11 protein-coding genes are annotated in these 11,981 nt (G+C 41.6%); 9 read left to right on the forward strand and 2 right to left on the reverse strand.

Translation table 11 applies throughout. The features are described 5' to 3' along the window. Both GVX98_RS03310 and ligA read left to right on the forward strand, forming a co-directional pair. A complete protein-coding gene (locus tag GVX98_RS03310) occupies positions 1–996 on the forward strand; it encodes a cell division protein ZipA C-terminal FtsZ-binding domain-containing protein (protein WP_078426127.1) in 996 nt (331 codons plus the stop codon). Positions 997–1,090: 94 nt separating this feature from the next. Continuing rightward, complete coding sequence (gene ligA / locus GVX98_RS03315) at positions 1,091–3,130, forward strand: NAD-dependent DNA ligase LigA (protein WP_159127252.1); 2,040 nt, start codon at positions 1,091–1,093, stop codon at positions 3,128–3,130. Positions 3,131–3,408: 278 nt separating this feature from the next. Here the strand turns inward: ligA and GVX98_RS03320 are convergent, their stop codons facing one another. Continuing rightward, entirely contained in the window at positions 3,409–4,476 is a 1,068-nt protein-coding gene (locus tag GVX98_RS03320) for an aldehyde reductase (RefSeq protein ID WP_004983016.1), read from the reverse strand. Positions 4,477–4,751: 275 nt separating this feature from the next. Between GVX98_RS03320 and GVX98_RS03325 the strand changes: the two genes are divergently transcribed. From GVX98_RS03325 to bfr, 5 genes are all read left to right on the forward strand, one after another. After that, positions 4,752–6,893 (forward strand): TonB-dependent siderophore receptor, encoded by a 2,142-nt coding sequence (locus GVX98_RS03325; protein WP_159127253.1) that lies wholly within the window; start codon positions 4,752–4,754, stop codon positions 6,891–6,893. 73 nt (positions 6,894–6,966) lie between these two features. Next, the gene (locus tag GVX98_RS03330) at positions 6,967–7,257 is read left to right on the forward strand and encodes a hypothetical protein (RefSeq protein ID WP_155118246.1); all 291 of its coding nucleotides are present in this window, start codon (positions 6,967–6,969) and stop codon (positions 7,255–7,257) included. Beyond that, positions 7,223–7,516, forward strand: a complete 294-nt coding sequence (locus GVX98_RS03335; protein WP_004983007.1) for a hypothetical protein — start codon at positions 7,223–7,225, stop codon at positions 7,514–7,516. The genes GVX98_RS03330 and GVX98_RS03335 overlap by 35 nt, the downstream gene beginning before the upstream one ends. A gap of 3 nt (positions 7,517–7,519) precedes the next feature. Continuing rightward, complete coding sequence (locus GVX98_RS03340; RefSeq protein ID WP_159127254.1) at positions 7,520–9,151, forward strand: PepSY domain-containing protein; 1,632 nt, start codon at positions 7,520–7,522, stop codon at positions 9,149–9,151. Positions 9,152–9,420: 269 nt separating this feature from the next. Beyond that, positions 9,421–9,885 carry a bacterioferritin gene (bfr, locus tag GVX98_RS03345; RefSeq protein WP_004695301.1) on the forward strand — a complete coding sequence of 155 codons (465 nt, stop codon included), beginning with the start codon at positions 9,421–9,423 and terminating at the stop codon, positions 9,883–9,885. A 98-nt stretch (positions 9,886–9,983) separates the two neighbouring features. Here bfr and GVX98_RS03350 read toward each other — a convergent pair whose 3' ends face one another. Continuing rightward, entirely contained in the window at positions 9,984–10,556 is a 573-nt protein-coding gene (locus tag GVX98_RS03350; protein WP_035326783.1) for a peroxiredoxin, read from the reverse strand. Positions 10,557–10,692: 136 nt separating this feature from the next. Here GVX98_RS03350 and GVX98_RS03355 point away from each other — a divergent pair, with 136 nt between their 5' ends. Further along, positions 10,693–11,019, forward strand: coding sequence for a DUF6176 family protein (locus tag GVX98_RS03355; protein WP_159127255.1), 327 nt, complete (start codon positions 10,693–10,695; stop codon positions 11,017–11,019). Positions 11,020–11,130: 111 nt separating this feature from the next. Continuing rightward, the gene (locus tag GVX98_RS03360) at positions 11,131–11,877 is read left to right on the forward strand and encodes a hydrolase (RefSeq protein ID WP_159127256.1); all 747 of its coding nucleotides are present in this window, start codon (positions 11,131–11,133) and stop codon (positions 11,875–11,877) included. Positions 11,878–11,981: the final 104 nt, after the last annotated feature.

Consider the following 11,981-nt stretch of genomic DNA (forward strand, 5'->3'; position numbering starts at 1 on the left):
ATGGAATACACAACAATTATTGGTATCGTCATAGCAGTGATCATTATGCTGTTTGGGGTTCGAATGATTTTTCGAAAGCCGGCAGATGCAGCGCCTTCACTTGAGTCCGCATTGCATATCGATGCGGACAGTCAAAAACCGATTATCCCGCGTCACGTACGTGATCAACTGCAAACGGCATCAGTTGAAGAGGCTGAACGTAAAGAGCCGACTTTAAACGAAAACTCTGTAGAAGAGACACTGTCTGAAAAAGCCGAACCGAAAGCTTTGGATGCAGACAGTGTGCTCGAAAGCAGCAGTACTGAACCAAGTTTGGATGCGTCAGCTGAGGTAGAAAATAAAGCAGTAGACTTAGTCGCTCCTGAAAATGCTGTAGCAGATGCAACGGAATTAACGACTGAAAGTGCAAGCTCCTCGCTTGTTGATGACCAAGCAAAAGCGGATAAAGCTGAATTTAGTTTAAATGCCAACGTCGAAAAAGCTGAAATTTCAGAGTTTGACGATGAAAGCAGCATTTTAGATGCACATTTGTATGAGCAGAAAATTGTCGATGATGAAAGTGCCTTAGCCACAGCAGAGTCGTTTATTGCCTTGAATGTTTATCCTGAGCGTCGCGCGTTGTCTGGTGAGAAAACTTTAAAAGTTTTAATGAAGTATGGTTTACGTTTTGGTGAAATGTCTTGTTTCCATCGCTATAACGAAGATGGAACCAAGTTACTGTTCTCTGTGTTGCAAATTACCGATACAGGTATGGATGGTTTTGACTTGGAAAATCTGTCAACCGATCCAATTAAAGGCTTGGCATTTTTCTTGGCCTTACCACACCGTGACGTGCAAAATGCCTTTGACACCATGGACAGTATTTCACGTTTAATTGCCCGTGAAATCGATGGAACGGTTTATGATCAAAATAACCAAGAGTTCACGCCACAACTGCGTGAGCATTGGCGCCACTTGGCGATTGATTACCGTGCTGGACAAGCAATCGATGCTTAATCTGATTGAAAGCAGCGGTAACGATTTCTATAATAGACAGTAGAAATACAATTTTTAGGGCGGAACAAAGACCGCCCTTTTTTATGGTGAAATTATGACTCAACCTTCGACTGTCGTTGCGCAAATGCGTCAACTGATCCAAATTTTGGCACAGCATAATCATGCTTATTATGTGATGGATCAGCCGACCATTTTAGACAGTGAATATGATCAGCTTTTTCATCAGTTGAAAGCTTTAGAAGAACAATACCCTGAGTGTATTCAGCCAGATAGCCCGATCAATAAAGTCGGTGCTAAACCTTTGGCGAAGTTTACGAGCGTGACCCATGTGGTACCGATGCTGTCTTTAGGCAATGTGTTTAATCAAGACGAACTGTTTGCCTTTGCACGCCGAGCAGAAGAACGTTTGCCGAATCAAACGATTCAATATGATGTCGAACTGAAGTTTGATGGTCTTGCCATCTCACTGTGGTATGAACAAGGTGTGCTGGTGCGTGGGGTGACGCGTGGTGATGGTGAGACAGGGGAAGACATTACTCAAAACGTCAAAACCATTCGGAACTTGCCGAAGGTGTTGAGTACAGATCAGGGTGAAGTACCTACGCTACTGGAAGTTCGTGGCGAAGTTTTGATGCCTAAAGCAGGTTTTGAAAAGCTCAATGCAGAAAATGAAGCCAAAGGTGAGAAGACTTTTGCCAACCCACGTAATGCCGCAGCGGGAAGTTTACGTCAGTTAGACCCGAATATTGCGGCTTCGCGTCCACTCGCATTTTATGCTTATGGTATTGCACAGTGTGAACCGAACCATGGTCAAAGCACCATGTCGGAAAGTCTAGAGTGGTTGCAACAGTTTGGTTTTGCGGTTGGAGAGCGTCATTTTGTCTGCGATAGTATTCAAGAAGTTCAAGCCGTTTATGAGCAAATCAATGCGGAACGACCACAATTGAGTGTGGAAATTGACGGCATGGTGATTAAGGTCAACAGCCTCAAACAACAGCAACAGCTCGGCTTTTTAAGCCGAGAACCACGTTGGGCAACGGCTTATAAATTCCCTGCAGTGGCTGCGCTTACCACGGTTGAAAATATTGACTGGCAAGTGGGGCGTACAGGTACACTCACACCTGTGGCGCGTTTGAATCCTGTTGCTGTGGGCGGCGTGACTGTTTCAAATGTGACCTTGCATAATATTGGGGAAATTCACCGCCTAGATGTGCGAATTGGCGATACTGTCAGTGTTTACCGTAGTGGTGATGTAATTCCAAAAGTGGAAAAAGTATGGCCTGAGTTCCGTCCTGTGGATGCGACTGAAGTTGAACTCCCGAGCCAATGTCCCGTGTGTGAATCGCCAGTGGTGATGCCCGAAGGTGAAGCTTTAGCACGTTGCTCAGGTGGTTTGTATTGTGCCGCACAGCGTATTGAAGCAATTCGCCACTTCGTGTCACGTAAAGCTCTTGATATTGAAGGTTTGGGGGATCGTTGGGTCGAATCACTGTTACATCTTGATTTGCTTAAAGATGTGGCTGATATTTATCATCTACATGAGCACCGAGAAAAGCTATTAACCATTGAAAAAATGGGTGAGAAGTCCGTTCATAACTTGATTGATTCGATTGAAAATAGTAAGAAAACCACTTTGGCTGCATTTATTTATGCACTGGGGATTCGTGGAGTGGGTGAAACCACAGCACGTATGTTGGCCAATACTTTCCAAACTTTAGATGCGCTACGTGTCGCAGACATTGAAGCTTTAAAGAAAACTCCAGATGTGGGGGATATCACGGCGGAGTGGATTGTCGACTTTTTCCAAGCGCCGCATAATCTTGAAGTTTTAGACCGATTATTGGCGGCAGGTATTCACTGGGACGCACCTGTGGCACCAAGTCGTCAACCTCTAAATGGCGAAAGTTGGGTCGTGACTGGCACACTCAGTACGATGGGGCGTGATGAAGCAACACAGCTCCTACAAGCATTGGGCGCACGTGTGAGTGGTAGTGTGTCGAGTAAAACCAAGTGTGTTGTTGCAGGTGAAAAAGCAGGCTCAAAGCTGGATAAAGCGGAGAAGCTTGGTATTGCTGTGATCAATGAAGCTGAGTTTATTCAACTGATGAAAGATTATGGTCAATTAGACGTTTAGATTGTTGACTCAGGTTAAATCAGAAATATGATACTTGGGCACGTCATCTGCAACCTGCGTGGTGTAAGTAAGATAATGTTTCTGCGACATATTTCTGATACATCAAAAAGAGAACAGGTTTTGCAGATGACAATGGTTTTGCCTACTTTTGCCGAAACAAAAGTAGGGCCAGCTGCAGGCTAATGATGAAATGGGGTGAGAACTTGATAAGACTCCGCCAAGATCATTGCTTTTCAATGAGCTGGAGGAATATTTAAGTCAAACTTAGGTTGTTTATTTCAGGGAATATATTGCTTAATGACACCGTCATCGAGCAATTGTTGGAAGTGCTCAACGAGGCTTTCTTTGACATCTCGGTACTCTAAACCCAATTCTTTTTGGCTCTTGTTCGCATCAAAATAAATTGGATAACCCATATTCAGCTCAACAAACTCGCGGCTAAAACCAATGAATGGACCAATCACCTTAAAGGCTGCTTTGGGCAGTTCATTTCGTGGAAATGGAAACTTCCAACCAAAATGTGCTTTAAGCAATTGACCGATTTCAAGCAGACTTAAAGTTCCACCACTTACGATGTAACGACCCGTTGCTTCTAGGTTGAATGCTGCTTGTAAGTGTGCTTCAGCAACATCTTGAACATCGACCACACCATTCCACATAGGTGGGACACCAGCTAAAGTCAAACCATTGGTAAACTGTTGTAAGACCTCAATTGAGCCTGACTGTGTATTTGGTGTCAATGAACGACCAAAGACCAACGCAGGGTTAATGCATACCAACTGCCAACGATCTTGTGCCTCAGCCATTTCCCAAGCTTTACGCTCAGCCATTACTTTAGAATATGGATAAGGCTGATGGGTCTCAGAACTGCTGGTGTTCCAGTGACTTTCATCAAAAGTATTGTGGTCCGTTTTTAAAATATCAATGGCATCGCCATAGGTCGACGCAATACTCGAAGTGACAATAACGCGTTTAACAGACTCGGTTTCATTGACGGTGTTTAAGACATTTTCTGTACCCAAAACAGCAGGTTCAATGATGTCTTTCACCGCATCTTTATAGTTAGTAACGACGAAAGGAGAGGCCATATGAAAGACAATTTCACAACCTTGCATCGCTTCTTTAAAGGAGTTGGGCTCGAGCAAATTGGCTTTAAAGAGTTTCAGTGTTCCAGCACTGCTGTCTGCAATTTTAGATAAATGCGCGAAGCTTTGGGTTTTGTTCAAGTCACGTACAGTGGCATGAACGGTATACCCTTGGGTTAATAATTTTTGAATCACCCAACTGGCAATATAACCCGATGCACCTGTAACCAGTACCGGTGCTTGTGTTGCTAAGTTTGTCATAGATTACCCATTGTTGTTTTAAGTATTGGCTTAGTGTAAACGTGAATGCCATGAAAGTCTTTGCTTATGGGGTGAACAGGTGTCTGACTTATGCGTCATTTTATAATATTGCACCACACTGTATTGAAAATGAGCGAGTAAAACGTATTTTTTCGCAGTAAGCTTAAATTTGTATTTTAGATCAGATAGATAAGTCAAATGATAAAATACAATAAATAATGATAATTATTTTACATATAATAATGATTCTCATTAAAAAATAAGTGTTGTTTAAAATGAAATCCTTCTCTAAGAAAATTCTTGCAAGCTCTGTTGGGCTTTTGATGATGGGTGGAGGCTGTTTACAGCTTGCTTTTGCAGAGGAGGTTTCAGTTTTACCTGCCTTAAAATCAGAAGCGCAATCACAACAAGGCTATGCCGATGGTAAATTGGCGAAGACGGCTAACTTGGGTGCTTTAGGGAATAAGTCAGCGATTGATACACCATTTACGGTTTCTACTTATACAGAGCAACTGATTCGTGATCAACAAGCATCGACAGTGGGGGAGGTTTTAGAAAATGATGCCAGTATTCGTGCGACGACCAATCAAGGTCATTTAAACGAAAACTTCCAAATTCGTGGTTTTAGTGTCGGCTATGATGATATGGCTTATAACGGGTTATACGCTGTAGCTCCTATGGGACGTGTACCAACAGATTTACTAGAATCGGTGACAGTATTGAAAGGACCGAATGCTTTGGTTGCAGGTATGGCACCAGCAGGAAGCGTTGGCGGAGTAGTGATTGCGAATTCTAAACGTGCCGACCAAGATCTAACACGTATTTCGACGTCATTAGAAGATGAGAGTTATTATAAAACCAATGTAGATGTTTCTCGTCGTTTTGGTGACCAAAAACAATTTGGCGTTCGTGTAAACGGCACATATGGAGACGGTGAGCATCTTATTGAAGGTATGGATGACCGTTTAGCACTGGGTTCGATTGCAGCGGACTATACGACCGATAAATTAAAACTAAACTTTGATGCTTATGCCATTCGTGAAAACCGTGATAATGGTTCACCTGCAATGGTCTCTATGCAAAAAACAGGCGTAGTTGCTGCACCAAAGGGTGATAATAATTACTTTGATCAAATTCATGGGGAAACCTATAGCCGTTATGCGGGCTTAAATGGTGAATATAAACTCACCCCTGATACCAAAGTTTTTGCAGGTGTGGGTTATGTTGAAAAAGGTTATTCGGGGCATATTTTTGGTACGCGTATGATCTTGCAGAACAGTACAGGTGATGCAACTTCGCAGTACTATCGAGTCGCATCTAAAGAAAATAACCTAAGTGGTAATACGGGTATTGAAACTAAATTCAATACAGGTGCCATTAAACATACCCTTGGGTTACGTGCAGATTATGTGCATCGTGAATACGATCAACACTCTCGTGCGACCAGTTCATCATTTACAACGAATCTTTATAATCCTAACTCGAACGGGACAATGCCAACGACCTATCCAACAGTTGTACCTTATGAAGATGATAAATTCATGAGTTATACCTTGACGGATCAAATTTCAATGTTGGATGACAAATTTCAGTTGATTTTGGGTGCTCGTTATCAAGATATGCAGTTGGAAAGTCTCACTACAGATGTGAAATACGATGAAAATAAGCTTTCACCAAGTTTAGGCATCGTAATCAAACCGTTTGGAGAAAATTTATCTTTTTATGCAAGTTATGTTGAAGGTTTATCAAAAGCAGACTCAGTAACTTCTACCGCGGATGTGAATGAAGGAAAACTGTTTAAGCCTTACGAAACGAAGCAATATGAAGTGGGGACAAAGTATCAAGCTGGTTCTTGGTTAAATAGCTTGGCACTTTATCAAATTGAAAAACCGACTCTGATCACAACAGCTTTGGCGACAGCGTTTAATGGTAATACACAGATCACTGAAGATGGTGGGGAAAGTCGATCACGTGGTATTGAATGGTCCTTCTCAGGGAGTTTGACAGAGGACTTAAGTCTACTGGGAAGCATGGCTTATATTGATGCTGAATATACAAAAGGTTCTACAAGCACCACTGATATTTCAGGCAATACGATTTATGGTGTACCAGACTTTACTGCCTCATTAGGTTTGGATTATGCCGTACCTGTGGTAGATGGTTTAAATGTTAATGCTCGGGCTAACTATGTTAGTGAACAATATTTAGATAGTTTGAATACCTATAAACTTCCTGACTATACTATTCTTGATGTTGGTGCGCGCTATAAAACAAAACTGGGTGGTGTAAACACGACTTTCTTAGCCAATGTAGATAACGTGACTAATAAAAAATACTGGGAAGGTGTGTTCAACTCTTACTATGCAACGGTTGGTGGTGCACGTACCTATAAACTTGGCGTCACTTTCGATTTCTAATTTTTATGATCAGCCCATTGCGATGCAGTGGGCTTTTTTATGTCTGAATGCTGTCTCATTTAAGTTGAACGCAATGATGAAATTTCTCGGTTTACTCCTGTGCTGTGGTGGTTGTGTGCTGCTGTATTTGACCCATCCTAACCAAACGGTTCTTAAACAGGCTGTGGCGAAAAAGTATCGTTGGGTCGGGTGGATTGGTTTTGTTTTGGCATTGGTTCTTTTACTGGCGGTATTACCAAAACTGGTGGCGGTGTTGATGTGGTTACTGATGCCATTGGTGTTGTGGTCAGCACTACCATTTATTCCTTTATTACATGGGGCTTTGACGCATGAGGTTACTACGCGATCAAAAGATACAACCTGACTGGTGGACGAAAAGCTTTGCAGGAGCAGTTCTTGGACTCAGCCTAGCTTTCGCTTTAGCTGCATTAATCACGATGTGGGGACTGCAATCTGAGTATCGTAGTCTTGCTCCACAGTTAGGGATGTGGTCGATTCCGTGGATTTGGTTACCACTCTTTTTCGTGGCCTATTTTATTCCACGTGGATGGCAGTCCATTGTGATTTATCTGTTTTTCAATATCGTGGCTTACACACTTGTGTTTTGGCTCAGAGGGGAATAGGGCATGAAGGTACGTACAGATATTCTCCGACTGGCCAAAGAGTTACATACGTGGGTAGGAATTTGCGCAGGCATTCTCTTGTTCATTTGCTTTTTTGCAGGTGGGCTGAGTATGTTTCAGCATGATTTGAGTAAGTGGGCAACGCCACCGCAACAAAGTTTAAATACGGTTGAATTCCATCAGTACAACGATTTGGTGTCACAGGTACAGCAGCAGTATCCTGAAGCGCAAAAAAGTTTCCAGATCAATTTAAACTCCAAAGAGTTCCATTATGCCCCGATTCAGTGGCAACCTGCGCAAAGTCAAGCACATGATGATCACGACTTTGATACCGATCAAAGCGCGATGTTAGCGACACTGAAACCAGATGGCACTTTACAGGTTGAACAGGAAAACCTATCCAAACTGGGTTGGTTGATTGAACAACTGCACGAAACGGCAGGCATTCCGGGGATGCTTGGGCATCATACACTCGGTGTTTATGTGATGGGTGTGGTTTCGGTCTTATATTTTTTGGCGCTAATGACAGGTTTGATCATTCTCTTGCCGACATTGGTCAAAGACTATTTTGCGATACGGCAAGGCAAGAACAAAAAACGCTTTTGGCTTGATGCACACAATGTGATTGGCATTACCAGTTTACCGTTTCATATTTTGATTAGTGTGACGGTGATTGTTTTTGCATTTCATGATTTATTTTATGATGGCTTGGGGCAGTTGGTGTCCAAAGGCAAACCATTGTTTGAACGTCCCGCTGCGGTGCAGATTGTAGATCCAGTTCCTCAACTGGATGTTGAAAAAATACTCTTACAGGTACAGCAACAAGCACTGGGCTATGAGGTCTCGTCTGTAAGCTTTAACAATCTAGACCAATCTGCCAAGGCATCGGCACGCGTCAGTTTATATAGTCCAGATCAGATGTTACGCGGTGATAACTTCGACGTGATGTTTTTCAATCCTTATCAGCCTGCACCTTATAGTACAGCCAATTTAAATACTCAAAGTTCTGGTCTAGATCAACTGATTCGATCGATGTTCAGTTTGCACTTTGGTAACTATGGCGGAGATTTTACCCGTTGGTTGTATTTGGCCTTGGGTCTGGGCGGAGCATTTTTATTTTATTCAGGCAATATTCTATGGATTGAATCGCGTGTAAAGCGACAAAAAAATCCGAATTTAGCACCACCTGCACAGCGTAAAGATGTGCAATTCATTGCAAACTTAACCATAGGGGCATGTTTGGGAACGGTCTTTGGCATTGTTATGAGTATGTTGATCGGGCGCTGGGCCTATGTACTCAGTCCTGAGCTACACAGTATTAATGCATGGTTTATGTATATCTATTATGCGATTTTTATCTTCAGTTTAATACTTAGCTTTGTACTGGGCGCGGCGCGAGCTTTACCAACGGTACTGCTGTCGATTGTGATTGTTTTACTGCTCATGCCTTTGACTTCTGCTATAGCACTGCTCTTACCTGAGATCGGACTATGGTCATCTTTTTCCTCTTTATGGTGGATTGACGTCTTTGCTATTCTTTTTGCAGGGTTATTTTTCCGTTTTTATCGCCAAGCTCAGGCTCGAGTCCAGTCCGCGGAAGTGGGTTCTCTTTGGTCTGTTGCACAAAAAAAATGAAAGATTGTACGCCGTTCTAAGGCTGAAATAAGAAGCATTTTTAATGATTACAAAATGAAGCACAGGGCTGTTCAAGCCTAAAAAGCCTTTGTAAAAGAGATGGAGTTTTGCAAAGGCTTCTTTTATAACTATTATTTTGATGATTCATACTGCAAATGCGTATGTTTCTCATTTTAATTATATAAAAATCATAAACTTACATAATTTATCTTTTGCAAAGTGAATTAAATGTGTCCATAATAGTTGCATTAGAGAATGGAGATTTTGAAATGCGTGGCAATCCTGAAGTCGTAGACTACTTAAATATGTTGATCGGTGGAGAATTGGCTGCACGCGATCAATATCTCATTCATTCACGTATGTATGAAGATTGGGGTTTGAGCAAAATCTTTGAGCGTATCGATCATGAAATGCAAGAAGAAGCACAACATGCGGATGCAATTATTCGCCGTGTTTTGTTTTTGGAAGGCACACCGAATATGCAACGTGATGACGTTGAAATTGGTGAAGATGTGGTTTCATGCTTAAAAGCCGATTTAAAGCTTGAATATCATGTACGTGAAAAATTAGCGCAAGGCGTAAAATTGTGTGAAGAAAAGGGTGATTACATTACCCGTGACATGTTACGTCAGCAAATGTCAGATACTGAAGAAGACCACACTTATTGGTTAGAAAAACAATTACGTTTAATCGAGTTGATTGGTCTGCAAAACTACATTCAGTCTCAAATGTAAGAGATACATGCCACTTTATGTAAAAAGTGGCATGTATATTTACATGTTGAGTAATTAAAAAGCCTTTGAATCAATGTTCGAAGGCTTTTTTGTATGGGTTATTTTTTAGAGAACTTTTGAATATCTACCAATACTTGTCCCGCATGGGTTTGGGTATTTACACTGCTGTAGTGATAGACCACCGTACCTTGTGGGTCGATCAGAAAGGTTTCACGTTTCGCAATTTTCGCGATGCCCAAGTTGCGTACGATGCCGAGCTGATTTGCCAGTTGATGATTGTGATCAGCCAAAATAGGGAAATTCAGCCCTAACTTTTTAGAAAATTTTTGATGTGACTGTACATCGTCCAAACTCACGCCTAAGACCACCGCATTATTTTTGCTAAATTGTGGGTAGAGTGATTTGAACTGATTGGCTTCTTGGGTGCAGCCCGGTGAGTCATCTTTCGGATAAAAATAGAGAACGACCCATTTGCCTTGATATTGTTTGAGCTCATGCCATTTGGCATTTTGATCTTGTAACTTAAAACTCGGTGCGGGCTTGCCGACCCATTGTTTTTGATCACTGCTTGCGGAATTGAATAAGCTATTATTGGCATACGCCGGAATGCTGAAAGCACTGGATGCGGCAATGCTGAGTAAACTAATTTGCATAAGGCTGGTCATTTTCATGGGGCATTTTTTTATGGAAGCTTGTACTGATCCTAGCAGATTTTGAGTTCTTCCTGAGCAGCGAGTGTTTGCAATTGTTTCTGATCTGTTGAATAGTCACTAAGTTAAGAATAAAAATTATTTTGTTGGAGATGTTATGGATGTAGGCGCGGTATTGATTCAATTAAAACCTAAGACAAAAGAAAATGTAGAAGTGTGGAAGCAAGAACTGAATGAACGTAAAGATGAAGCCATTGAAACCTTAAAGGCAGAAGGTGTATTTGTGGAATCGTGGTTTCATGTGGATCTTGCAGGTCAGGATTATTTAATTGCTTATATGCGTGCAGAAGATATTGCGCGAGCACAGCAAATTGGCAGAGAAAGCAACTTTCCAATTGATGCTATGCATAAGCAGTTTAAAACCAATTGGGCAAAAGTTTATCCAGCTGCATTATTGGTAGATTTGGAAAATATGGATAAATAGATGAATGCTATTAAAGCAGTTTTATTAACTGAACCTGCAACAGAGCATCTAACTGAGCTCGATCAAGCATATTGATCATAGGAACGGCTTTGAAATTATTTCATAATATTGATGTTTTATCTTGATAAGAGTATTACATTGAATCAAAAAATTTTACTCATCACAGGCTGGGGTGGTGGGACTAAGTTACTACAACCTTTGGCTCATGCTTTGCAACACCAAGGGCATACGGTTGAGCTGATCAATATTTTTAATGGATTGGACGCACAGGTGTTGCAGCAACATGCTGAACAAGCCAAAGACTTTGATGTCTTGATCGGTTGGTCTTTGGGGGGGCAACTGGCGACTTTATTGGTCGAGGCTGTTGAACAGCAGTATCAACAGCAAAAAGTATTAATTACTTTGGCTTCAAATCCGTGCTTTGTGGCGTATGAAAATTGGCCAATCGCGATGAGTCCAGCGACATTTCAAAGTTTTAAACAATCCTTCGAAGCAGATGCGATTGAAACCTTAAAGAAATTTGGATTTATGGTGTGCCAAGGGACGGCAACCACCAAGCAAGATTTTTTGCAGTTGCAAAGTTTGCTTCAGCCTCAGTCTTTAGATCTGTTAAAACAGGGACTCAATTGTTTAGAGCATTTAAATACGGTTGAGATCTTACACAATTATACGGGGCATCAACTCCATCTGCTGGCTAAACAAGATTTTTTAGTTAGCTACAAAGTCTTGGATAATTTAAACGCTTTAGGTGCAAATTTTTTAGATGCGATGCTTTTAAGTGGTTCACATGGGCTTCCAGTTTTTCATGCCGATGGAGTAACTGACAAAATCTGCCAATATTTACAAAAAATGGATTAAACAATTCGCTGAGTGGCGAATATCGCAATTTCTTTTTGATGCGCGCAGGTTTAAGATCAGTCAAATTGAAATTTTGCTGTAACTGTAGTCGATATGGAGTTAAG

The sequence above is a fragment of the Acinetobacter sp. 8I-beige genome (genome assembly GCF_902505955.1).
Lineage (GTDB): Bacteria > Pseudomonadota > Gammaproteobacteria > Pseudomonadales > Moraxellaceae > Acinetobacter > Acinetobacter johnsonii.